We start from the raw sequence: 22515 nt of genomic DNA, 5'->3' as shown, positions 1-22515 counted from the left end.
CGGCGCCCCGGGTTCGGCGCCCGCCCGTCCGGCGCCCGCCCAGGGTCAATGACCGAGGGAACCGACGCGGCCGGCTTCGCCGCCTTCCAGCGGGGCTGGGCCGCCGGCCTTCCGCGCGTGGTCGTCCGTCGCCTGGTCGACGACCTGGAGACGCCGGTCTCGGCCTTCCTGAAGGTCGGGCATGGCCGGACCCACGCCTTCCTGCTGGAGTCCGTCGAGGGCGGCGCGGTCAACGGCCGCTATTCGATCATCACGCGCGAACCCGACGTCGTCTGGCGCTGCCGAGACGGTCGGGCTGAACAGGCCCGGGGCGGCGCCGTCGCCCAGGGCCGTTTCACGCCGGAGAGCGGCGACGCCCTGACCTCGCTGCGGGCGCTCATGGCCGCCTCGCGTTTCGACCTGCCCGACGACCTGCCCCCCATGGCCGCCGGCCTGTTCGGGGTGTTCGGCTATGACATGGTGCGGCTGCTCGAGCCGCTCGGCGCGCCGAACCCGGACCCGCTGGACCTGCCCGACGCGGTCCTGACCCGTCCGGCCCTTGTCGCCATCTTCGATTCCGTGCGCCACGAGATCGTGCTGGTCTCGGCCGCCTGGCCCGACAGCGGCGCGAGCGCGGAGGCCGCCTTCGCCGCCGCCGTCGACCGGCTGGACGCCTTCGAGACCGACCTTCGCACGCCCCTGCCCGCCCTGCCGGCCGCCGTCGAAACCGTCACGCCGGAATTCACTTCACCGGTCGACGCCGCCGGCTTCGGAGACCTGGTGGCGCGGGCCAAGGACTACATCGCCGCCGGCGACATCTTCCAGGTCGTGCTCAGCCACCGATTCGCCGCGCCGTGGAGCGCGGACCCCTTCGCCTTCTACCGCTCGCTGCGGCGGTCGAACCCGTCGCCCTATCTGTTCTTCCTCGACTTCGGCGACTTCCAGCTGGCCGGATCGAGCCCGGAAATCCTCGTCCGGCTCAAGGACGGCCGGGTCACCATCCGCCCGTTGGCCGGCACCCGTCCGCGCGGCGACACGCCCGAGGCCGACCGCGCCCTCGAGGCCGAACTGCTGGCCGACCCCAAGGAGCGGGCCGAGCACCTGATGCTGCTGGACCTCGGCCGCAACGACGTCGGCCGCGTCGCCGCCCCCGGCACGGTCGAGGTCATCGAGAGCTTCCGCATCGAGCGCTACAGCTCGGTCATGCATATCGTCTCCGAGGTGCAGGGCGACGCCGATCCGAAGCTGGACGCGGTCGACACCCTGCTGGCCGCCCTGCCCGCCGGCACCCTGTCGGGCGCGCCCAAGGTGCGGGCGATGGAGATCATCGACGAGCTGGAAACCACCAAACGCGGCGTCGGCTACGGCGGCGGGGTGGGCTATATTTCGGCGGGCGGAGAGGCCGACATCTGCATCGTCCTGCGCACCGCCCTGTTCGCCGACGGCAAGATCCACGTCCAGGCCGGCGCGGGCGTGGTCGCCGACAGCGACCCGGCCGCCGAATACGCCGAGACGCAAGCCAAGGCCCGGGCGCCCATGCGCGCCGCGGAAGACGCCTGGCGCTATCCGTTCGGCAATCGCTAGGGCTGGGCCGAGACGACCGTCTCGTCGAACCGAACGCCCGGGCCGAGCACCAGCACCCCGGCCATCAGCACCGCCGCCGAGGCCGCCAGCGCCGCCGCGCCCAGCGTCGCATAGGGGTTGGTCCGGGCCGGCGCCGGCGTCAGAAGGACGCGGGCGCGGGCGATAGTCTTGTCGGTCATGCCGGTCTCCGTTGGACCGGCCCAGTTCGGGACAGTTTGGTTAACGAAGACTTACGCACCGACCCCGCTTGGCGCATCGCGCCGCAGCCCCTAGAAGCCAGACCATGATCCTGGTCGTCGATAACTACGACAGCTTTACCTACAACCTCGTCCACTACCTCGCGGAGCTGGGCGCGGAGACGCACGTGGTGCGCAACGACGACCTGACGGCCGCCGAGGCCTGGGCCCTGAAGCCCGAGGCCGTCCTGCTGTCGCCGGGTCCGTGCACGCCCAATGAAGCCGGCATATGCCTGCCGATCCTCGACAGCGCGCCGCTGGACATGCCCATCTTCGGCGTCTGCCTCGGCCATCAGGCCATGGGCCAGGCGTTCGGAGGCGAGGTGATCCGCGCCAAGAGCCTGATGCACGGCAAGACCTCGCCGATCGAGCACGCGGGCCAGAGCGTGTTCCGGGGCCTGCCCTCGCCCTTCACCGCCACCCGCTATCACAGCCTCGCCGTCCGTCGCAAAACCCTGCCCGACGTGCTGGAGGTCACCGCCTGGACCGCCGACGGCGAGATCATGGGGCTGGCGCACAGGACCCGGCCCATCCACGGCGTCCAGTTCCACCCCGAATCCATCGCCACCGAACACGGCCACGACCTGCTGGCCAATTTCCTCGATCTGGCCAATGTCAGACGCCGGACGATGGTCTGACATGGCCGACGGCTTTAAACCCCTGCTGGCCAAGCTGGTCGAGGGCCAGGTGCTGACGACCGACGAGGCCCACGCCTTCTTCGCCGCCTGCCTGCGCGGCGAGCCGACTCCGGCCCAGGTCGCCGCCGCCGTCACCGCCCTGCGCATCCGGGGCGAGACGGTCGAGGAGATCGCCGCCTTCGCCACGGCCATGCGCGACGCCGCCCTGAGGCTGGATCATCCCTACGACGTCATCGACACCTGCGGCACCGGCGGCGACGGCCAGCACACCTTCAACATCTCGACCGCCGCGGCCCTGGTTCTGGCCGGCGCCGGCCTGAAGGTCGCCAAGCACGGCAACCGGGCCCTGAGCTCGAAGTCCGGCTCCTCCGACGTTCTGGCCGCCCTGGGCGTCAACCTCGCCGCCAGCCCGGCCCAGCAGCGCCGCTCGCTGGACGACGCCGGCATCGCCTTCCTGTTCGCCCCCGCCTACCACGGAGCCATGCGCCACGTCGGGCCGGTGCGCGCCGAGATCGGTTTCCGCACCGTTTTCAATCTTCTGGGGCCGCTTTCGAACCCGGCGTCCGCGAAACGGCAGGTCATGGGCGTCTATGATCCCCGCCTGCTGGAGCCCCTTGCCGAGGTGCTCGGCCGGCTCGGCGCCGAACGGGCCTGGGTGGTGCACGGACAGGGCCTGGACGAGCTGACCACCACGGGGCCCACCGGCGTGGCCGAATGGCGGGACGGCGTGGTGCGCCGCTTCACCGTCACGCCCGAGGACGCCGGCCTGCCCCGCGCCTCGATCGAGGACCTGCGCGGCGGCGACGCCGAGGAGAACGCCCTGGCCCTGCACCAGCTGCTGGCGGGCGAGCCCGGCGCCTACCGCGACATCGTCCTGCTCAACGCCGCCGCCGCCCTGGTCGTCGCCGACCGCGCCGCCGATCTGGCCGAGGGCGCCGCCATCGCGGCCAGGGTCATCGACGAGGGCCGCGCGGCCCAGGCCCTGACCGATCTGGTCGTCGCCACCAATTCGCCCGAACCGGAAGACCCGGCGTGAACGACGTCCTCGCCGGCATCGCCGCCTACAAGCGCGAGGACGTCGCCGCCCGCAAGGCCGCGGCCTCGCAGGACGCGGTCGAGGCGCGGGCCCGTCAGGCGTCGGCGCCGCGCGGCTTCCGCGACGCGCTGGAGCGACACGTCGAGGAAACCGGCCGCCCCGCCCTGATCGCCGAGATCAAGAAGGCCAGCCCGTCCAAGGGCCTGATCCGCGCCGACTTCGATCCCCCGGCCTTGGCCCGCGCCTACGAACGCGGCGGGGCCCAGTGCCTGTCGGTCCTCACCGACGGCCCCAGCTTCCAGGGCGACGACGCCTTCCTCGCCGCCGCCCGCGACGCCGTCGCCCTGCCCTGTCTTCGCAAGGACTTCCTCGTCGATCCCTGGCAGGTGGCCGAGAGCCGGGCCCTCGGCGCTGACTGCATCCTGATCATCCTGGCCATGATCGACGACGCCCTCGCCGCCGAACTGCTGTCCGAAGCCGAACGATTCGGCATGGACGCCCTGATCGAGACCCACGACGAGGCCGAAATGGCGCGCGCCTGCAAGCTGGGCGGCGATCTGGTGGGGATCAACAACCGCTCGCTGCGGACGTTCGAGGTCGATCTGGCCGTCACCGAACGGCTCGCCATGCTGAGCCCCGTCCGGGCCCTGCTGGTGGCCGAGAGCGGCGTCTTCACGCCGGACGACGTGCAGCGCGTCTCCGACGCCCACGCCCAGGCGGTGCTGGTCGGGGAGAGCCTGATGCGTCAGGCGGATGTCGAGGCGGCGACGCGGGCGCTCTTGGCCGGATGATCCGCGTCGCACGGTTCGATCCCGCGAAGCTCGCCCTCTATGGCGGCGGCTGTGTCGCGCTGATGATCGCGTCGTTGTGGTGGTGGCTGGCCGCCGGCGACACTATCAGCGGCCCGCGCCCCTTCGTCGTGTTCGGGAGTCTGCTGGCTGGCGTCGTCGCGATTATAACGGGGTACAGGGTGTTCCGGTGGAAAGGCCCGGCGATCGGAATCGTCGAGAACCGTGTCGTGGCGTTTGGCTTGAAGTCACCCATTCCCGTCGAAGAGATCGAGGATATCCGCGAGAGCATAGGAAAGACGGATTCCGGCTCTTGGGCGGGACTCGTGGTCTACCGCAAGAACGCGCCGGTCCGCCGCATTCATACCTGGCTGCTCCGAGGCGACCGCAAGACGCTCTGCGCCGACCTGCGCGACGCCGTCGGCCTGCCGAGGGACCCGCCCCGCCGTTAAGTTGACATTAGGCAAGAACACTTACAGAACATCGGCAACGGTTCACGCCTTGTTCTGGACGATTCGACGCCATGCTCACGCGCAAACAGCACGAACTCCTGATGTTCATCCATGAGCGCATCAAGGAGACGGGGGTCTCGCCCTCGTTCGACGAGATGAAGGAGGCGCTGGATCTGGCGTCCAAGTCGGGCATCCACCGCCTGATCACGGCGCTGGAGGAGCGCGGCTTCATCCGCCGTCTGGCCCATCGGGCGCGGGCGCTGGAAGTGACCAAGCTGCCGGAACAGGCCACGCCCTCCCAGCCACGCGGTCGCCAGCCCTTCCGCCCCGACGTCATCCAGGGCGGCGGTCGCCCCATGGCCGCCGAGCCGGCCAACGACACCCGCGAACTGTCCCTGATGGGCAAGATCGCCGCCGGCACGCCCATCGCCGCCATCGAACACGAGACCGCCCGCTATCCGGTGCCCGAGGCCATGCTGGGCGCGGGCGAGCACTATATGCTCGAGATCGAGGGCGACTCCATGATCGAGGCCGGGATTCTGAACGGCGATCTTGTGATCATCAAATCGACCGACACGGCCACCTCGGGCGAAATCGTCGTCGCCCTGGTCGAGGGCGAGGAAGCCACCCTCAAGCGTCTGCGCAGGAAGGGCGGCTCGATCGCGCTCGAGCCCGCCAACCGCAACTATGAGACCCGCATCTTCGGCCCCGATCAGGTCGAGGTCCAGGGCAAGCTGGTCGGCCTTATCCGCCGCTATCACTGACTCCGTCCCCGATCAGATCGGGGATGACAAATGCGTCGCCATGTCATCCCGGAAACGGCGCGGCCGTTATCCGGGACGGCTCCACGGCCGGTCGCCGCGCACGTCCGCCGCCCAGACCGCGCGCCAGCGGCCGGCTGACGTCGGGCCCTCGCGCCACAGCTCCACCGCCCCGCCCCGGGCGTAGTCGACGCCGTCCAGCACCAGCCGGCCCTCGCACGACGCCGGCAGGCCGGTCACCGCCGCGCGCACGCTGACGACCGGCGCGGATCGGCACAGGGCGTCGATCTGATCAGGCGACGGCGCCTTCGTGCCCCACCACAGAGCCAGGGGGTCCGCGCCCGGAGTTGCCGGCGCACAGGCGAACCGGGTGCAGGTCCAGCCCTCGCCCGGCCGGTCCTCCGGCAGGACGCCGCGCCGCCGCGACCAGACGTCGACCGCGAACTGCCGCACGCCCGGCCGCATCACCAGCGTCCGCCCGTCCCGCACCCAGGCGGCGTTGGTCCCGCCGTCGCCGATCCAGAGGTCGGGCGTCGGCGCGCGGGGCCACAGCATCACCGCCGCCGCGAACGGCAGACCCAGCCAGCGCAACGGCCCGCGCCACAGGCAGCAGAACAGCACGCCGAGGAAGGAGATCGGCAGGGCGAAATCCGGGGCGCTGGCCACCGTCCTGACCGCGCCGGGGAGACCGGCCGTCCATTCGCCGATCGCCAGCATCAGGCCGATCCCCTGCCCCGCCAGCCACAGGAAGGGCGCGCCCAGTCCCACCGGCTCCAGCAGGGCGCCCAGCGCCAGCATGGGCATGATCAGAAAGTCCGACACCGGCGCCGTGGCCAGATTGGCCGCCAGCCCGTACATGGCCGTGCGGTTGAAATGCTGCATGGCGAAGGGCCCGGTCGCCGCCCCCGCCACCAGACTGGCCAGAACCGCCGCCGCCAGCCAGGCGCCGGCGCGCTGGACGATCAGGATCGGCAGCGGGGCCGCGATCTCCTTCGGCCGCCGGGGCCAGGCCTCGACCAGGGCGACCAGGGCCGCCGTCGCCGCGAACGACATCTGGAAGCCGGGGGTGACGATCGCCTCGGGCTGCAGCAGCAGGACGACGAAGGCCGCGACCGCGAGCGCGTGCATGGTGATCGCCTGCCGGTCCAGCAGAATGGCGAGGAAGGCGATCGAGGCGGTGATCGCGGCCCGCTCGGCCGGCGGGGGCGCGCCCGACACCACCAGATAGGTCCCGACCGCCAGCAGCCCTCCGATCGCCGCCACCTTCTTGCCCGAGACGCGCAGCGCCAGCCACGGCCAGGCCGCGACAAGCAGCCGGATGAGGAAGAAGGCGAAGCCGCCGACCACCGCCATATGCAGGCCCGAGATCGACAGGATGTGGGCCAGGCCGGAATCGCGCATCACATCGACGTCTGCGGGGTTCAGCCACGCCTCCTGCCCCGTGGTCATGGCCGCGGCGATCCCGCCCGTCCGCTCGCCCAGTCGGGCGACGATGCGGCTGGCCAGGTCGAAGCGCAGGCCGTTGACCGCCATCGCCGCCCGCACCCGCCACGGCGGCGGCTCCAGATACGCCGGCCGGGTCTCCCCGAGGGAGAAGGCGACGCCGCCGAGGCTTTGAAAGAAGGCGTTGCGGCCAAAATCATAAGCCCCCGGGCTGGCGGGCGCCGGCGGAGGGTTGAGAATGGCGAACAGCCGCACCGCCTCGCCCGGCGCCGGCGGCGTCGCGTCCCGCACCGTCGCCCGCAGGCGGACCGGCGTCTGTTCCGGCGTCAGGCCGCGGATGCGCACCGGGGCGATCACCACGCGCGGGCCCGCCGATCCCGGACTGTCGACATCCACGACCCAGCCCTCGACTACGGTCGGCTCGGCGAGGGCCGGGGCGATCGGCGCCGTCACCGCGTCGCTCCGCAGCTTGGCCACGGCGACGCCGAGGGCGAAACAGGCCAGCATCAGCAGCGGCAGGGTCCAGATCCGGCCCAGGCCCAGGCGTCGCGCGCCCAGCCAGAGTCCCGCGGCGATCAGGGCGGCCAGCAGCGGCGGCCAGGCCGGCGGCTCGGCCTTCAGCGCGAAATAGACCGCGCACCCGCCGCCGAACGCCACGGGCGCCCACATCCGCCACCGCAGGGTCTGGGCCGCGACCTGGTCCGACAGGAGGGCGCGGGCGCGCGCGGCAAGGCTGGGCTTTGCCGGCGTCGGCGTTATAACGCCCGCCATGACCTCCCCATCCCCATCAATGCCCGATCCGACCCCCGCCGTCGTCACCCGCTTCGCCCCCTCGCCGACCGGCTCCCTGCACATAGGAGGCGCCCGGACGGCGCTTTTCAACTATTTGTACGCCAAGGGACGCAACGGGAAGTTCCTGGTTCGGGTCGAGGACACCGACCGCGAGCGCTCGACCGACGCGGCCGTGAAGGCGATTTTCGACGGCCTGAGCTGGCTGGAGCTGTTCGCGGACGAGGAGCCCGTCTTCCAGTTCAGCCGCGCCGACCGCCACCGCGAGGTCGTCAATGAGCTGCTGGAGCGCGGCGCCGCCTATCGCGACTTCACCTCGGCCGAGGAGACCGGCCGCCTGCGCGACCTCGCCAAGGCCGAACGCCGCACCTTCGAATCGCCCTGGCGCGACCGCGAACCCTCCGTCGACGATCTGTCGCAGCCCCATGTCGTGCGCTTCCGCCGTCCCATGCCCGGCCAGGTGACGGTCGAGGATCTGGTGCAGGGGACGGTCAGCTGGTCGACCGACGACCTCGACGATCTGGTCCTGCTGCGCTCGGACGGGGCGCCGACCTATAATCTCGCCGTGGTGGTCGACGACCATGACATGGGCGTCACCCACGTCATCCGCGGCGACGACCATCTGAACAACGCCGCCCGCCAGAGCCTGATCTATGACGCGCTGGACTGGACCCGGCCGAGCTTCGCCCACATCCCCCTGATCCACGGTCCCGACGGGGCCAAGCTGTCCAAGCGCCACGGGGCCCAGGCGGTGCACGAATACGCCGAGATGGGCTACCTGCCCGAGGCCATGCGCAACTATCTGGCCCGTCTGGGCTGGGCCCACGGCGATGACGAGCTGTTCAACGACGCCCAGGCGCTGGAGTGGTTCGACCTGACCGGGGTCGGCAAGGCGCCGGCCCGGCTGGATTTCGACAAGCTGGCCCACGTCAACGCCCACTGGATCCGCCTGGCCGACGACGATCGCCTGGCCAAGATGACGCTCGACGTCCATCTGGCCCGCGGCCACGCCCTGCAGCCCGACGACGAGGCGCGCCTGCTCAAGGCCATGCCGTTCGTGAAGGACCGCGCCAGGACGACGCTGGAGCTGGCCGACCAGACCGCCTTCGTCCTGCGGTCGCGGCCGCTGACGATCTACGAAAAGGGCCTGCCGATGCTGGCCGGCGAATCGGGCGAACGCATCGCCCGGCTGCGCGACCGGCTGAAACTGTTCGCCAGCTGGGACGTGTTCGCACTCGAGGCCGAGCTCAAGGTTTTCGCCGAGGAAGAGGCCGTGGGCTTCGGCAAGATCGGTCCCCCGGTGCGCGCAGCGCTGACCGGGGACGGCGTTTCACCCGATATCGCCAGGACCCTGGCCGCCCTGGGACGGGAAGAGAGTCTCGGGCGCTTGGATGATGCGCTGCAACAGACTATCTGACATTTCACCAGACCGTGGATTACGCCTCCCCGCGCCGATCCGCCGCCTAACCTTTCAGGGGCTGCCATGACTGAACAAGCCAAACCCGCCGGCACGGCGACCCTCACCTTCCGCGACAAGAGCGTCGATCTGCCGGTGCTGTCGGGCTCGACCGGTCCGGATGTGATCGACATCCGCAAGCTGTACGGCGCGACCGAGGCCTTCACCTACGATCCCGGCTTCACCTCCACCGCCGCCTGCGAAAGCGCCCTGACCTTCATCGACGGCGATATCGGCACCCTGCTGCACCGCGGCTATCCGATCGACCAGCTGGCCTCGCAGTCCAACTTCGTCGAGGTCTGCCACCTGCTGCTGCACGGCGAACTGCCGACCGCCGCCCAGTTCGAGCAGTTCGAACGCAGCGTGACGATGCACACCATGCTGCACTCGCAGTTCGACCGCTTCTTCGAGGGCTTCCGCCGCGACGCCCACCCGATGGCCATCATGGTCGGCACGGTCGGGGCCCTGTCGGCCTTCTATCACGACAGCCTGGACATCCATGATCCGGTCCAGCGCAACATCTCGGCCATCCGTCTGGTCGCCAAGATGCCGACCATCGCGGCCCGCGCCTACAAATATCACATCGGCCAGCCGTTCGTGTCGCCGCGCAACGACCTGACCTACGCCGAGAATTTCCTGCGCATGTGCTTCGCGGTTCCGGCCGAGGAGTATGTGGTCAATCCGGTGCTGGCCAGGGCCATGGACCGCATCTTCATCCTGCACGCCGACCACGAGCAGAACGCCTCGACCTCGACCGTCCGCCTGGCCGGTTCGTCGGGCGCCAACCCCTTCGCCTGTATCGCCGCCGGCATCGCCTGCCTGTGGGGCCCGTCGCACGGCGGCGCCAACGAGGAGGCGCTGAACATGCTCAAGGAGATCGGCACCCCGGACAAGATCCCGGAGTTCATCGAGGGCGTGAAGGCCAAGAAATACAAGCTGATGGGCTTCGGCCACCGCGTGTACAAAAACTACGACCCGCGCGCCAAGGTGATGAAGGAGAGCGCCGACGAGGTGCTGGCCGCCGTCGGCGATCCCAACGACCCGCTGTTCCAGGTCGCCAAGGAGCTGGAGCGCATCGCCCTGAACGACGAGTATTTCATCGAGCGCAAGCTGTTCCCGAACGTCGACTTCTATTCGGGCATCACCCTGTCGGCGATGGGCTTCCCGACCTCGATGTTCACCGTGCTGTTCTCGCTGGCCCGCACCGTCGGCTGGATCGCCCAGTGGCAGGAAATGATGGCCGACCCCGGCCAGAAGATCGGCCGCCCGCGCCAGCTGTACACCGGCCCGACCGAACGGGATTACGTGCCGATCCAGAAGCGCGGCTGATACCAGATCCGCAGACAGAAACGCCGGGGCTCAGGCCCCGGCGTTTTTCGTTGCGATGACCCTCAAGACGGCGTCCGCCGCGATCTCGGACGGGTCTCGCCCTTCCCGCCCCATCAGATCCAGCGCCGCCGTCTGTCGCGCCGCCTGCACCCGCCGCGCCTCCGGATCGGCCAGCAGCCGCCCGACCTCCGCCGCCGCCGCCTCCGGCGTGGCGTCCTTCTGGATCAGCTCGCGCGCGATCTCGGCGTCGGCGGCGTGGTTGAACAGGGTGGCGTACTTCCCCGTGAAGAACGGCTTCATGATCGCATAGCTGAGCGGCTGGAACCGGTAGGCGATGACCATCGGCGCCCCGGCCAGGGCCAGTTCGGTCGAGACCGTGCCGCTGGTGGCCAGGGCGACCGTGGCGGCGCGCATGGCGGCGTATTTCTCGCTCTCGGTCACCAGATGGGCGCGGAACGGCCAGCCCGCCACGCGTCCGGCGACGTCCTCGGCGACGGTGCCGGCCGCCACGACGGCCACTTCCAGCGACGGATCGGCCGCCTTCAGCCGCGCCACGGCGGCCTCATAGACGGGCGTCATCAGCCGGATTTCGGAGGGTCGGCTGCCCGGCAGGACCAGCAGCAACTTCGCATCGGCCGCGATCCCCCGCGACGCCCGGAAGGCCGCCGGGTCCGCATCGCCGAAATCCACGTGCAGCGCCTGTGATCCGACCACCGTGGTCGGCAGGCCCTCGCGCTCGAACCACGGCGCGTCGAAGGCGTACAGGGCCAGCAGGTGATCGACCGAAGCCGCCAGGGTCTTCGCCCGGCCCGGCCGCGAGGCCCAGACCTGGGGTCCGACGTATTTGATCAGCGGCGCGCCCGGCAGAGCCCCCCTCAGCGCCTTGGCCACCCGGATGGTGAAGCCCCAGCTGTCGATCAACACCACGGCGTCCGGCTTTTCCGCCACGGCCAGGGCGACCGTGTCCGTCACCCGGCGCTTGACCAGACCATAGGCTTTCAGCCCTTCGAGCCAGCCGAGAATGGACAGTTCGGCGATGTCGAACGGGCTGCGCACGCCCTGCTCGGCCATGCGGGGTCCGCCTACGCCGACAAACACCACGTCGGGGCCCAGCCGCGCCTTCAGGGCCGCGGCCAGCCCCGCGCCGAGCGCGTCGCCTGACGCCTCGGCCGCGACCAGCATGATCTTCAGGGGCCGGCTCATCGGTCCGTCTCGCCCCAGACGAACAGACCGAGCCTGTCGGCCGCCTCGACGATGGCGGCGTGGTCGATCAGGATCAGCTTGCCGGCGACGCCGCCGACGCCCGCCAGACCCGCGGCGGCGGCCATTTCGACGGTGTGCGCGCCCATCACAGGCATGTCGACGCGCAGGTCCTGGATCGGCTTGGGCGCCTTGCCCAGCGCGCCCTTGCGGGCGGCGGCCGAACCGCGCAGGTCCGACGGCAGGGCCGCGACCCGGGCCAGCATGGCGTCCGTCCCCTCCTGCGCCTCGACCGCCAGCACCAGACCCTCGCACACGACAGCACCCTGGCCGATATCGAGTTCTCCGGCCTTTTCAGCAACGTGCAGCGCTTTCCTAAGATCGGAAAGCTGTTCCTGCGTCGGCTGAACCGCGCCCAGCGCCCCGCCCGGCAGGGTCTCCCCGCCCAGAATGTCGTCGGCGCCCTCGATGGCGTAGCCCTCGTTCTCGAACACCGAGAGGATCTTGCGCAGCAGGGCGTCGTCGCCCTTGCTCGCCGCCGCCACAATGCCCGGCAACAGGGTCGCGCCCTTGAAGTCGGGCTTCAGGTTCCTGAAGTCCGGCCGGTTCACCGTCCCCGCGAAGCTCACCGCGACGCAGCCCGCCTTCTTCAGCGCCGACAGCACCTTGCCGATCTCGGCCATGCCCGCCTCGATGCCGGGATAGCGCGCCAGATGCGGATCGGCGAAACCGGTCAACCGCACCACGAACACGGGCCGCCCCTCGGCCTCGCACCGCGCCGCCACCGATATGGGCAAGGCGCCGCCGCCGGCGATCAGGCCCAGCTTGCCGCCTGTTCCGCCGCCGGTCATTCGCCCGGCAGGCAAAGGGGGCGTTTGCCGTCCTCGCGAATGAAGGCCGTGATCTCCATGATCTCGGGCAGGTCGGCATAGGCGCCCTCGACCGCGTCCAGGCGTTCGGCGAAGGTCCCGCCGCCCTCGAACAGGTCACGGTAGGCGGCCAGCAGGCGCCGGATCGCGGTCTTGTCATAGCCCTTGCGCTTCAGGCCGATCAGATTGAGGCCATGCAACTGCGCGTGATTTCCCCAGGCCGAGCCGTAGGGGATGACATCGCGCGTCACCGCCGCCAGACCGCCGACGATGGCGCCCTGCCCCACCCGGCCGTTCTGATGCACCGCCGCCAGACCGCCGAGGAAGACCTTCGACCCGATCCGGGCGTGGCCGCCCAGGGTGGCGTTGTTGGCCATCACCACATGGTCCCCGACCACGCTGTCATGGCCGACGTGGGCGCCGGTCATGAACAGGCCGTGGGACCCGACCCGGGTCACCCCCGCGCCCTGGGGCGTGCCGCGGTTGAAGGTCGAATGTTCGCGGATGGTGTTGTCGGTCCCGATCTCCAGCCGGACGGTCTCGCCCTTGTAGCCCGTATGCTGGGGGTCGCCGCCGATGACGCAGAAAGGATGGATGATGGTCCGCGCGCCGACCGTGGTGTCCTGCTGGACGACGGCGTGGCTGACCAGCCGCACGTCGTCCTCCAGCACCACGCCCGGACCGACGATGCACCAGGGGCCGATACCGGCGCTGTCGGCGATCCGCGCGCCGGCGTCGACGACGGCGGTGGCGTGGATGCGGCTCACGCGTTCACCGGCTTGTCGATGGTGACCATCATGGCGGCGAAGTCCGCCTCCGAGGCCAGCTTGCCGTCGATAAAGGTCTCGCCGCGGAATTTGAAGATGTCGCCGCGAATCTTCGTCACCACCACCTGCATGCGCAGCTGGTCGCCGGGTCGCGCGGGCTTGCGGAAGCGCACGCCGTCGATCGACATGAACATGATCACCTTGCCCTCGACCTGCACGTCCATCGACCTGGACATCAGCAGGGCCCCCGTCTGGGCCATGGCCTCGACGATCATCACGCCCGGCATGACCGGGTCGATCGGGAAATGGCCCGGGAAATAGGGCTCGTTGTGGGTGACGTTCTTGATGCCGGTGATCGAGGTGTTCGCCACGAAATCCTCGGCCTTGTCGACCATCAGGAAGGGATAGCGGTGCGGCAGCCGCCGCATCACCTCGGCGTAGTCGATCTTGCCGTCACTGCTCATCCTGCGGCCTTCCGCGCCGACGACGCTTACGAACGCGCCTTTCCGGACGCCTGTTTGGCGAGCCAGATCGTTTCGCGCAAGAACTGTCGGATCGGTTTGGCGGGATAGCCCGACCAGGTTTCGCCGGCGGGAATGTCGGCCAGCACCCCGGCGCCGGCCGCGACGCGCGCCCCCTCGCCGATGCGGATGTGGTCGCCGATCCCCGCCTTGCCGCCGAATATGACGTTGTCGCCGACGGTGACCGAGCCGGAAATGCCCGTGTTGGCGGCCATCAGACAGTTGCGGCCGATGACGCAGTTGTGGCCGATCATGACCAGGTTATCGATCTTGGTGTTCTCGCCGATGACCGTGTCGTCATAGGCCCCGCGGTCGATGCAGGAGTTGGCCCCCACGGTGACGCCGTCCTGCAGGATGACCCGGCCCAGCTGGGGAATGTCGACGGGCCCCGACTTCGATCCCGCCGCGCCGAAGCCCTGTTCCCCGATCCTGGCGCCGGAATAGATCTTCACCCGGTCGCCGACGAGGGCGAACCCCACGGTGACGTTCGAGCCGATCTGGCAGTCGCGTCCGATCTGGACGCCCGGCCCGATGACGGTGTTGGCGCCGATCCGCGAGCCCCGCCCGATCTGGGCGCCCTTTCCCAGCACCACGCCCGGCTCGAAGACGACGGACGCGTCCTCGGCCGCTACGCCCTGGCTCGCGGCCGCGTCGAGCGGCACGGGCCGGTGAAACAGCATGGACGCCCGCGCCCAGGCGGCCTGGGCCTCGCCGGAAATGATCACGGCCGCGCCCGCCGGAATGAACTCGAGCGCGTTCGCCGGCACGATCACGCAGCCGGCGCGGGTTTCCGTCAGGGTCGTCTGGAATTTGCGATCGCCCAGAAAGGCGACATCGGTCGGCCCCGCCGAAGCGAGGGGCGCGACGGCGGAGACCTGACGGTCTCCGCCTCTGTACGTTTCGCCGCCGATCCGTCCGGCCAGCTCGTCGACGCTGAGCGCCGGCAAACTGTCGAAAAAGCGCGGATCGGGCATGGCGTTCCTTACTGCGCGGGAGCCTGGACCGGCACCGGGGTGCGGTTGAAGCTCAGCGACGGCAGGGCGGCGTTCAGGCGCTGGATGACCACGTCGGTGATGTCCATCGCCGGGTTGGCGATATAGACGGCCGAGCGGTCCAGAAGCAGGCCGCAGCCGCGCTCCTGATAGACGGCGACCAGGATCGGGTCGGCGGCCTGGGCGATGGCGCGGATCTGCAGCTGCTGGGTGTACTGCAGCTCCTGCTGGCGGGTCTGCTCCAGCTGCTGGGCTTCCTGGGCGCGTTGCTGCAGCGCCTGGCGACGCGTGCCCTGCGGATCGGCGGCGGCGCCCCCCTGCCTCAGCTGGTCGGCCTCGGTCTGGATCGCGGCGCCGTAGGGCTGGAGTTCGCCCTGCACTTCCGTGACCAGACGCTGCATGCCGGTCTGGACCGACTGGCCGGCGGTGGAGGTGGCCAGCAGGCGGTCGTTATGGAACACGCAGACGCCGGGGATGACCGGGCCGGGGTTGGCCGGAGCCTGGGCCTGGGCGGCGGCCGAACCGGCAGCCAGGGTGGCGAGCGCGAAAGCGCCGAGAGCGAACAGTTTCATCTTTAACCTTTTGAGCGGAACTCGGTCCCGCATTTAGAACTGGGTTGAGGTCGAGAAGCGGAACGTTTCTGTCTTGTCGTACTCTTCCTTGCCGATGATCTGGCTCAGGTCGAAGCGGATCGGGCCCATGGGCGAACGCCAGTGAATGCTGACGCCCGCCGATGCGCGCAGCTTGAGCTCATCAACGATGCTCGGGTCCGGGTTGCCCAGCGAATTCACCGTATAGCGGTCATCGAGAACGCCCAGCGTCCCCACATCGGTGAACAGGGAGGTCCGGATGCCGTACTGTTCGGGCAGGAAGTTCGGAACGGTCACCTCCAGCGTGCCGATGGCGTAGAAATTGCCGCCCAGGGCGTCGGTGGTCGTCAGGTCGCGCGGACCCAGACCGGCCGTTTCGAAGCCGCGGAAGCTGTTGCCGCCCTTGAAGAAGCGATCGTTGATGCGGATCGGGTCGCCGCCCCAGCCCGAGATATAGCCGGACGAGGCCGTGGCCGTGACGATCCATTCGGGCGTAATGCCCCAATAGGCCGAAACATCGCCTTCGGTCTTGAGGTAGTTCACGTCGCCGCCGATGCCCGCGAAGTCCTGGCGGAAGGAGGCGGTCCAGCCGCGGGTCGGCCGGACGGGATCATTCCGCCGGTCGACCAACAGGGTGTAGCCGGCCGAGGAGTTCAGGAACGAACCGACCTGGTCGCACAGGGCGGTCGAGCCCGATCCCGACGCCGAGCAATAGCCGTCCGGAACGATGATCTCGTCGCTCTTGAGGAAGTAGCGGGTGCTCAGCAGCGTATAGCCGTTCAGCGGATACGACAGACGCACGCCCCCGCCCGTCGAGCGGTAGTCGTAGGACGAATATTCGCTGAGATCATAGCGCGAGTGGAAGGCGTCGAAGCCCGCCCGCAGGTCGCGGCCGAGGAATTTCGGCTCGGTGAAGCGGAAATCGATCTGCTGGCGCAGCGAGCCCCATTCCAGACGCGCCACGACGTTCTGGCCCCGGCCGCGGAAGTTGCGCTCGGTGATGCCCAGGTTGACGACGAAGGAGTCGACCGAGCTGAAGCCCGCGCCGACCGACAGTTCGCCCGTCGGCTGTTCCGTGACCGTGACGTTGATGACCGAGCGGTCGGGCGCCGAACCGCGCGCCTCCTCGACCGTGACGTCCTTGAAGAAGCCCAGGGCCCGCAGGTTATTGCGCGAGCGCTCCTGCAGGGTGCGGTTGAAGGCGTCGCCCTCGGTCAGCATCATCTCGCGGCGGATGACGTTGTCCAGGGTGCGGGTGTTGCCGATCACATTGATCCGGTCGACGTAGACGCGCTGGCCTTCCTTGACGTTGAAGGTGACGTCGACGGTGTCGGTCTCGGGGTTGGCCTTGTAGGTCGGTTCGATCTCGACGAAGGCGTAGCCCGCCGAGCCCGCCGCGAACGTCAGGGCGTCGACCGCCGTCTCGATCTTGTCGCTCTCGTACAGATCGCCCGTCCGGATCGGCAGCAGCATCTTGAGGAAGTCGGGGTTCAGCCGGTCATTCTCGGTGACGACATCGACCGTTCCGAAATTGTAGCGGTCGCCCTCGTCCACGGTCAGGGTGATGCCGAAGGCGGCGTCGTCGGGCGCCAATTCCGAGATCGCCGACAGGACGCGGAAATCGTAATAGCCGCGGTTGGTGTAGAATTTCCGCAGCTGCTCCCGGTCGTAGTCCAGCCGGTTCGGGTCGTAGTTGTCGTTGGTCGTGAACAGGCGGTACCAGGCCGTCTCCTGGGTCACCATCACGCCGCGCAGGTCGTTGTCCGAGAAGGCGGTGTTGCCCAGGAAGGTGATGGCGCGCACGCCGGTTTCCGGGCCCTCGTCGATCTCGAACACCACGTCGACGCGGTTCTGTTCCAGCTGGACGATCTTGGGCGTCACGGTCGCCGAAATACGGCCCGACAGGCGGTACAGTTCGACGATCTTGCCGACGTCTTCCTGGATCCGGGCGCGGGTGTAGATGCCGCGCGGCTTCAGCGTGACTTCCTCGGTCAGCTTGTCTTCGCTGAGGGCGCCGTTCCCCTCGAACACCACCTGGTTGATGATCGGGTTCTCGACGATCTCGACGACCAGATCGCCGTTCGGCTGCACGCCCAGCTGGACGTCCGCGAACAGCTGGGTGCGGGTCAGGGTGCGGACGGCGACGTCCAGGACCGCCGGATCGACCGTGTCGCCCGGCTGAATCGGCAGATAGGACAGGACCGTCGTCTGGTCGATGCGCTGGTTGCCGCGCACCAGAATCCGGTTGATCAGGATTCGCTCGTCCTGGGGGGGCGCGGCCTGGGGCGCCGGAGCGGCCTCGGCCGGCGCGCCGGGCTGGGCGGCGGGATCACCCGCCGGAGCCGTCTGGGCCAGCGCCGGGCCGGCCAGACCGGCCGCCACCACAAGGGCCAGCAGGCTCGGGCTCAGGCTCCGGGCGAAACGAAGGGCGGCTGCGTCTTGTCGGATCATACGGGAAACCATCGGGGGCTGGCGTCGGCTCGTCATGCGAGCCCGCCGAGGAATTTGAACAGGCTCAGCTTTTGCAAGTCGTTCCAGGTGGCGAACAACATCAATCCCACCAGCAAAGCAAGGCCGACGCGATAGCCGACCTCCTGAACGCGGGCGGGGACTGGCCGGCGGGCCACAGCTTCATAAGCGTAGAACAGCAGATGCCCCCCATCCAGAACCGGAATCGGCAGCAGATTAACAATGCCAATTCCGATCGAAACTATGGCGGCGAACTGAAGAAACGTCAGGGCGAGGTTCGCGGCCATGTAGGCGGGATCGGGATTCGCAGCCACAGCCTGACGGGTGACCCCGCCCGCCGCCTTGGCGATTCCCAGCGGCCCGTTCAGAAGATCGCCCGATTCCTTGCCGGTGAAGATCCGGCCGATGTAGGCGCCCGTCGTCGCGACGGTGTCGCCGATGGTGTCGACGCCCTTGCCCGCGGCCTGCAGCGGGTTCAGGCGGCGGAACGTGTAGTCCTGCCGCAGGGGCGCCATTTCCAGCCCGATCCGGGCGATGCGCACGCGCCCGGCCAGTTCGTCGTCTTCCGTCCGCCGCTCGGGCGTCGCGGTCAGAAACACCTGCCGCCCGCCGCGATCGACGGTGAAGCGCAGGGGGTCGCCCGCACTCATGATGACGATGCGTGTGACTTCGGCGCCCTCCGTCACAGGGCGGCCGTTCACGGCCACGATCAGGTCGCGGGGCTGGAAGCCCGCCTCGGCCGCCGGCGTGCCGGGCGCGACCCGGGCCACGCGGGGCGCGATGATCTGTTCGCCCACGACGCTGAACAGGATGGTGAACAGCACGATGGCCAGCAGGAAATTGGCCGCCGGACCCGCGGCGACGATCAGGGCGCGCTGCCAGATGGGCTTGAAGTGGAAATAGTCGCGCTCGGCCCCTGCGCCGTTCTCGGCGATGACGCGCTGGCGCAGCTCGGCCAGGCCGGCCTGATCGGGCACGCTGGACGCGTCCAGATCACCGGCGAATTTGACGTATCCGCCCAGCGGCAGCCAGGCCAGTCGCCATTCCGTTCCACGTTTGTCGGTCTTCGCGACGATGGTCCTGCCGAAGCCGATCGAGAAACGGTCGATCTTCACCCCGAACGCGCGCGCGACGAGGAAATGGCCCAGTTCGTGGATGGTGACGATAAACGTCAGCACCAGCAGGAAGGGTACGATGTAGAGCAGCGCCTGGCTGAGAAAGCCCGTCATGCCGTCAAGGGTCCTTCCGCCGTCAGGCTGCCGCCGCGATGCCGCGGATGATCGATTCCGCTGTCCGCCGCGCCTGCGCATCAACCTCGAGGGCTGCGTCGCACGCATCGTCGGAACAGGAAACCGCCCCCGGGGCCGTCACGCGCGACATGGTGTCGGCGACGACTGCGGCAATATTGAGAAAGGCCAGCCGACGGTCAAGAAACGCCAGCGCCGCCACCTCGTTGGCCGCGTTGAAAACCGTCGGCGCGGCGCCGCCCGCCTGCAGCGCCTGACGCGCCAGCTTCAGGGCGGGGAAGCGGTCCTCGTCAGGCGCCTGGAACGTCAGCCGGCCCAGCGCGGCCAGATCGAGCCGGGGCGCCGGCCAGGCGACGCGGTCGGGCCAGGCCAGGGCGTAGGCGATCGGCGTCTTCATGTCCGGCGGCCCCATCTGGGCCAGGGTCGAGCCGTCGACGTATTCGACCATGCTGTGGATGATCGACTCGGGGTGCACCACGACCTCGATCCGCTCGGCGGGCATGTCGAAAAGATAGGCCGCCTCGATGGCCTCCAGCCCCTTGTTGGCCATGGTGGCGCTGTCGACCGAAATCTTGGCCCCCATGCTCCAGTTGGGATGGGCCACCGCCTGTTCGGGCGTGATGGCGCCGAGGGTTTCGCGCGGCATGGTCCGGAACGGTCCGCCCGACGCCGTCAGGATCAGTTTGGCGACCCGCCCGGGCGCCTCATGCGGGAACACCTGATGGATGGCCGAATGTTCGGAATCCACCGGGATCAGCCGTCCGCCGGCCTGCCGCACCCGCTGGATCAGCGCCGGCCCGCAGCAGACCAGGCTTTCCTTGTTGGCGAGGGCGAGGGTCGCCCCGCTCGCGGCGGCCGCCCAGGCCGACCGCAGACCCGCCGCGCCGACGATGGCAGCCATGATCCAGTCCGTGGGGCGCGTCGCGACCTCGATGATCGCTGCGTCGCCGGCCGCCGCCTCGACGCCGGTCCCCGACAGCGCGTCGCGCAGCTCTCGCAGCCGGGACGGATCCGCCGTCACCGCGACCTCGGGCTTCCAGCGCCGGGCCTGCTCGGCCAGCCGGGCGATATTGGCGCCGCCGGTCAGGGCCACGACCTCGAAGGCGCCGGTTCCGGCGGTTTCGATCTGGTCCATCAGGTCGAGCGTCGAACAGCCGACCGACCCGGTCGAGCCCAGGACCGTGACGCGCCGCCGCATCACGCCCCGCCTCCGAACACGCCGGCCAGCAGCCGCCCGCAGGCCACCACCACCACCGCGAACATCAGCCCGTCGACCCGATCCAGCAGGCCGCCATGCCCGGGGATCAGCTTGCCGGCGTCCTTGACGCCGTAGCGCCGCTTCAGGGCCGACTCCCACAGGTCGCCGGCCATGGTGGCCAGGGCCGCCGCCAGCCCCAGCACCGCGCCCCACGCCGGATTGATGCCCATGTCGAGATACAGCGCCAGCAGCGCGCCCGCGACCGTCCCGGCGACCAGACCGCCGATGAAGCCGGACCATGTCTTGTTGGGCGAGAAGCGCGGCCACAGCTTGGGCCCGCCGACCACACTGCCGACCAGATAGGCCATGATGTCCGAGGCCCAGGCGATGGCGAAGGCCGACACCGTCCAGGCCAGCCCCGACTGGCTGTCGACGTCTCTCAGCCAGATCAGCAGCACCGCCGGCCAGCCGAGGTACAGAACCCCATAGGCCGCATCCAGCGCCTCCTGTCCGCGGTTGCGCGCGAACAATCCGGCGGCCACGGCCCCGAAGACCAGCATCACCAGCGCCAGCGACAGTTGCTGCGCGTGGGCCGCCACCACCCCGGCGACCAGGCCGAAGGCGACGGCTCCGGCCATGACGCGCCACGCCCTGGCCGCGCTCATCGTCGCCCATTCGACCGCCAGCAGCGCGCAGGCCGCCAGCATCAGGCCGAGGAACCACAGTCCGCCGGCCCAGATGGCCGCCACCGCGGCGGGGGCCAGGACGATAGCCGACGCCGCCCGGATGCCGATGTCGCCCGCCTTGACCGCCATCAGCCGGCCGCGAGGGCGGGCGCCGCGTTCGGCGTGGCCCGTCCGCCGAAACGCCGGTCCCGGTTGCGATATTGCTCGACCACGTCCGCCAGCGCCTCGGGGCCGTAGTCGGGCCACAGCACGTTCTGATAGACCAGCTCTGCGTAGGCGGCCTCCCACAGCAGGAAGTTGGACAGCCGCTGCTCGCCCGAGGTGCGCACGATCACATCGACCGGCGGCGCCCCCGCGGTGGACAGGCCCCCGCCCAGGGTCTCCTCGTCCAGCGGCCCCGTCGCCTCTCCGGCCAGAACCCGATCGATATGGCGTTGCGCCGCATCGACGATGTCGGCCCGGCCGCCGTAGTTGAAGGCGACCTGGAGGACGAATTTGTCGTTGTGGGCCGTGGTCGCCTCGGCCCGGTCGATGATGGCGGCGATATCGGCGGGCAGGCCCGTCCGGCGGCCCAGCACCCGCACCTTCACGCCTTCGCGTTCCAGTCGCTTCAGATCGCTGGCGACATAGGAACGGACCAGACCCATCAGGTCGGACACCTCTTCCGCCGGCCGGCGCCAGTTCTCGGTCGAGAAGCCGAACACGGTCAGACAGGTGATGCCCAGCGCCGGCGCGGCCTGGACGGTGCGCTTCAGCGCCTGCACGCCCTCGCGATGGCCCATGGCCCGCGGCAGGCCGCGCGCTTCGGCCCAGCGCCCGTTGCCGTCCATGATCAGGGCGACGTGACGCGGCCCGTCAGTCGGCGCGGCGGGATGAGAAGGGGTGGCGGGCATCGGCGCTTATCCTACGGCAATTCGCGCCGTCAAACCTGCATGATCTCAACTTCCTTGGCCCGGAGGGCCTCGTCGATGCGCTTGATCGCCGCGTCCGTGTCCTTCTGGACCTCGGTCTCCATCTTCTTCTGCTCGTCCTGGCTGATCTCGCCGGCCTTCTCGGCCTTCTTCAGGTCCTCGTTGGCGTCGCGGCGCACGTTGCGGACGGCGATCTTCTGCTGCTCGGTGTATTTGCCGGCCAGCTTGGCCAGGTCCTTGCGGCGTTCCTCGGTCAGCGGCGGCACCGGAATGCGCAACGTCTGACCGTCGACGATCGGGTTCAGACCCAGGCCGGCGGCGCGGATGGCCTTCTCGACCGGACCGACCATGGTCTTGTCCCAGACGTTGACCGAGATCATGCGCGGCTCGGGTACGCTGATCGCGGCCACCGAGTTCAGCGGCGCGTTCGAGCCGTAGGCCTGCACCTGCACGGGATCCAGCAGGCCGACGTTGGCCCGGCCCGTGCGCAGGCCGTTGAACTCTTCCTTCAGGGCGGACACCGACTTGTCCATGCGGTCGCGATAGGTCTTGAGGTCAGGCTTGGCCATGGTCG

Annotated in this window: 22 protein-coding genes; 8 read left to right on the top strand and 14 right to left on the bottom strand. The window is 69.6% G+C overall.

Features of this window, described 5'->3' with window-relative positions; genetic code table 11:
• The first annotated feature begins 48 nt into the window (after positions 1-48).
• The gene (gene trpE, locus WC555_RS10605; RefSeq protein ID WP_373253416.1) at positions 49-1563 is read left to right on the top strand and encodes an anthranilate synthase component I; all 1515 of its coding nucleotides are present in this window, start codon (positions 49-51) and stop codon (positions 1561-1563) included.
• Here trpE and WC555_RS10600 read toward each other — a convergent pair.
• Positions 1560-1742, bottom strand: a complete 183-nt coding sequence (locus WC555_RS10600) for a peptidoglycan-binding protein (protein ID WP_373253411.1) — start codon at positions 1740-1742, stop codon at positions 1560-1562. The genes trpE and WC555_RS10600 overlap by 4 nt on opposite strands.
• Positions 1743-1846: 104 nt before the next feature.
• On the opposite strand from WC555_RS10600, the gene WC555_RS10595 reads away from it, so the two are divergent.
• The 5 genes from WC555_RS10595 (at position 1847) to lexA (ending at position 5477) form a co-directional block, all read left to right on the top strand.
• Entirely contained in the window at positions 1847-2437 is a 591-nt protein-coding gene (locus WC555_RS10595; protein ID WP_373253409.1) for an aminodeoxychorismate/anthranilate synthase component II, read from the top strand.
• A gap of 1 nt (position 2438) precedes the next feature.
• On the top strand, positions 2439-3473 hold the full coding sequence (gene trpD, locus WC555_RS10590; RefSeq protein ID WP_373253408.1) for an anthranilate phosphoribosyltransferase: 1035 nt from the start codon (positions 2439-2441) through the stop codon (positions 3471-3473).
• Positions 3470-4264, top strand: a complete 795-nt coding sequence (gene trpC, locus WC555_RS10585; protein WP_373253407.1) for an indole-3-glycerol phosphate synthase TrpC — start codon at positions 3470-3472, stop codon at positions 4262-4264. The genes trpD and trpC overlap by 4 nt, the downstream gene beginning before the upstream one ends.
• The gene (locus tag WC555_RS10580; RefSeq protein WP_373253405.1) at positions 4261-4713 is read left to right on the top strand and encodes a hypothetical protein; all 453 of its coding nucleotides are present in this window, start codon (positions 4261-4263) and stop codon (positions 4711-4713) included. Before trpC ends, WC555_RS10580 begins: the two co-directional genes overlap by 4 nt.
• Before the next feature lie 71 nt (positions 4714-4784).
• A complete protein-coding gene (gene lexA / locus WC555_RS10575; RefSeq protein WP_373253403.1) occupies positions 4785-5477 on the top strand; it encodes a transcriptional repressor LexA in 693 nt (230 codons plus the stop codon).
• A gap of 66 nt (positions 5478-5543) precedes the next feature.
• Here lexA and WC555_RS10570 read toward each other — a convergent pair whose 3' ends face one another.
• Positions 5544-7688: a ComEC/Rec2 family competence protein gene (locus tag WC555_RS10570; RefSeq protein WP_373253401.1), complete on the bottom strand. Its 2145-nt coding sequence runs from the start codon at positions 7686-7688 to the stop codon at positions 5544-5546.
• Positions 7689-7707: 19 nt separating this feature from the next.
• On the opposite strand from WC555_RS10570, the gene gltX reads away from it, so the two are divergent.
• Together gltX and gltA are read left to right on the top strand one after the other, a co-directional pair.
• Positions 7708-9123, top strand: coding sequence for a glutamate--tRNA ligase (gltX, locus tag WC555_RS10565; RefSeq protein WP_373253415.1), 1416 nt, complete (start codon positions 7708-7710; stop codon positions 9121-9123).
• Positions 9124-9189: 66 nt separating this feature from the next.
• On the top strand, positions 9190-10491 hold the full coding sequence (gltA, locus tag WC555_RS10560) for a citrate synthase (RefSeq protein ID WP_373253399.1): 1302 nt from the start codon (positions 9190-9192) through the stop codon (positions 10489-10491).
• 30 nt (positions 10492-10521) lie between these two features.
• Here gltA and lpxB read toward each other — a convergent pair whose 3' ends face one another.
• From lpxB to frr, 12 genes are read right to left on the bottom strand one after another with little or no spacing between them, the layout of a single operon-like run.
• Positions 10522-11694, bottom strand: coding sequence for a lipid-A-disaccharide synthase (lpxB, locus tag WC555_RS10555; RefSeq protein ID WP_373253397.1), 1173 nt, complete (start codon positions 11692-11694; stop codon positions 10522-10524).
• On the bottom strand, positions 11691-12542 hold the full coding sequence (locus WC555_RS10550; RefSeq protein WP_373253396.1) for an LpxI family protein: 852 nt from the start codon (positions 12540-12542) through the stop codon (positions 11691-11693). Before WC555_RS10550 ends, lpxB begins: the two co-directional genes overlap by 4 nt.
• Entirely contained in the window at positions 12539-13327 is a 789-nt protein-coding gene (gene lpxA, locus WC555_RS10545; RefSeq protein ID WP_373253394.1) for an acyl-ACP--UDP-N-acetylglucosamine O-acyltransferase, read from the bottom strand. The genes WC555_RS10550 and lpxA overlap by 4 nt, the downstream gene beginning before the upstream one ends.
• Positions 13324-13791, bottom strand: coding sequence for a 3-hydroxyacyl-ACP dehydratase FabZ (fabZ, locus tag WC555_RS10540; protein WP_373253393.1), 468 nt, complete (start codon positions 13789-13791; stop codon positions 13324-13326). Before fabZ ends, lpxA begins: the two co-directional genes overlap by 4 nt.
• Before the next feature lie 26 nt (positions 13792-13817).
• A complete protein-coding gene (gene lpxD / locus WC555_RS10535; RefSeq protein WP_373253392.1) occupies positions 13818-14822 on the bottom strand; it encodes a UDP-3-O-(3-hydroxymyristoyl)glucosamine N-acyltransferase in 1005 nt (334 codons plus the stop codon).
• Between the two features lie 8 nt (positions 14823-14830).
• Positions 14831-15412, bottom strand: coding sequence for an OmpH family outer membrane protein (locus tag WC555_RS10530; protein WP_373253390.1), 582 nt, complete (start codon positions 15410-15412; stop codon positions 14831-14833).
• Between the two features lie 33 nt (positions 15413-15445).
• Entirely contained in the window at positions 15446-17881 is a 2436-nt protein-coding gene (gene bamA, locus WC555_RS10525; protein ID WP_373253389.1) for an outer membrane protein assembly factor BamA, read from the bottom strand.
• A gap of 32 nt (positions 17882-17913) precedes the next feature.
• Positions 17914-19128, bottom strand: a complete 1215-nt coding sequence (locus WC555_RS10520) for an RIP metalloprotease (RefSeq protein WP_373253388.1) — start codon at positions 19126-19128, stop codon at positions 17914-17916.
• Between the two features lie 22 nt (positions 19129-19150).
• A complete protein-coding gene (dxr, locus tag WC555_RS10515) occupies positions 19151-20344 on the bottom strand; it encodes a 1-deoxy-D-xylulose-5-phosphate reductoisomerase (protein ID WP_373253387.1) in 1194 nt (397 codons plus the stop codon).
• On the bottom strand, positions 20344-21159 hold the full coding sequence (locus WC555_RS10510; protein ID WP_373253386.1) for a phosphatidate cytidylyltransferase: 816 nt from the start codon (positions 21157-21159) through the stop codon (positions 20344-20346). The genes dxr and WC555_RS10510 overlap by 1 nt, the downstream gene beginning before the upstream one ends.
• Positions 21159-21923, bottom strand: a complete 765-nt coding sequence (gene uppS / locus WC555_RS10505) for a polyprenyl diphosphate synthase (RefSeq protein WP_373253384.1) — start codon at positions 21921-21923, stop codon at positions 21159-21161. Before uppS ends, WC555_RS10510 begins: the two co-directional genes overlap by 1 nt.
• 29 nt (positions 21924-21952) lie before the next feature.
• Positions 21953-22510, bottom strand: coding sequence for a ribosome recycling factor (frr, locus tag WC555_RS10500; protein ID WP_373253382.1), 558 nt, complete (start codon positions 22508-22510; stop codon positions 21953-21955).
• Between the last annotated feature and the right edge of the window lie 5 nt (positions 22511-22515).

It is taken from the genome of Brevundimonas sp. (assembly GCF_041648615.1).
Taxonomy (GTDB): domain Bacteria; phylum Pseudomonadota; class Alphaproteobacteria; order Caulobacterales; family Caulobacteraceae; genus Brevundimonas.
This window is presented reverse-complemented; position numbering and strand designations above follow the sequence as displayed.

Coding starts and splice junctions, on each gene's coding strand:
- trpE (WP_373253416.1), top strand. CDS start 49: ATGACCGAGGGAACCGACGCGGCCGGCTTCGCCGCCTTCCAGCGGGGC.
- WC555_RS10600 (WP_373253411.1), bottom strand. CDS start 1,742: ATGACCGACAAGACTATCGCCCGCGCCCGCGTCCTTCTGACGCCGGCG.
- WC555_RS10595 (WP_373253409.1), top strand. CDS start 1,847: ATGATCCTGGTCGTCGATAACTACGACAGCTTTACCTACAACCTCGTC.
- trpD (WP_373253408.1), top strand. CDS start 2,439: ATGGCCGACGGCTTTAAACCCCTGCTGGCCAAGCTGGTCGAGGGCCAG.
- WC555_RS10580 (WP_373253405.1), top strand. CDS start 4,261: ATGATCCGCGTCGCACGGTTCGATCCCGCGAAGCTCGCCCTCTATGGC.
- lexA (WP_373253403.1), top strand. CDS start 4,785: ATGCTCACGCGCAAACAGCACGAACTCCTGATGTTCATCCATGAGCGC.
- WC555_RS10570 (WP_373253401.1), bottom strand. CDS start 7,688: ATGGCGGGCGTTATAACGCCGACGCCGGCAAAGCCCAGCCTTGCCGCG.
- gltX (WP_373253415.1), top strand. CDS start 7,708: ATGCCCGATCCGACCCCCGCCGTCGTCACCCGCTTCGCCCCCTCGCCG.
- gltA (WP_373253399.1), top strand. CDS start 9,190: ATGACTGAACAAGCCAAACCCGCCGGCACGGCGACCCTCACCTTCCGC.
- lpxB (WP_373253397.1), bottom strand. CDS start 11,694: ATGAGCCGGCCCCTGAAGATCATGCTGGTCGCGGCCGAGGCGTCAGGC.
- WC555_RS10550 (WP_373253396.1), bottom strand. CDS start 12,542: ATGACCGGCGGCGGAACAGGCGGCAAGCTGGGCCTGATCGCCGGCGGC.
- fabZ (WP_373253393.1), bottom strand. CDS start 13,791: ATGAGCAGTGACGGCAAGATCGACTACGCCGAGGTGATGCGGCGGCTG.
- lpxD (WP_373253392.1), bottom strand. CDS start 14,822: ATGCCCGATCCGCGCTTTTTCGACAGTTTGCCGGCGCTCAGCGTCGAC.
- WC555_RS10530 (WP_373253390.1), bottom strand. CDS start 15,412: ATGAAACTGTTCGCTCTCGGCGCTTTCGCGCTCGCCACCCTGGCTGCC.
- bamA (WP_373253389.1), bottom strand. CDS start 17,881: ATGATCCGACAAGACGCAGCCGCCCTTCGTTTCGCCCGGAGCCTGAGC.
- WC555_RS10520 (WP_373253388.1), bottom strand. CDS start 19,128: ATGACGGGCTTTCTCAGCCAGGCGCTGCTCTACATCGTACCCTTCCTG.
- dxr (WP_373253387.1), bottom strand. CDS start 20,344: ATGCGGCGGCGCGTCACGGTCCTGGGCTCGACCGGGTCGGTCGGCTGT.
- WC555_RS10510 (WP_373253386.1), bottom strand. CDS start 21,159: ATGGCGGTCAAGGCGGGCGACATCGGCATCCGGGCGGCGTCGGCTATC.
- uppS (WP_373253384.1), bottom strand. CDS start 21,923: ATGCCCGCCACCCCTTCTCATCCCGCCGCGCCGACTGACGGGCCGCGT.
- frr (WP_373253382.1), bottom strand. CDS start 22,510: ATGGCCAAGCCTGACCTCAAGACCTATCGCGACCGCATGGACAAGTCG.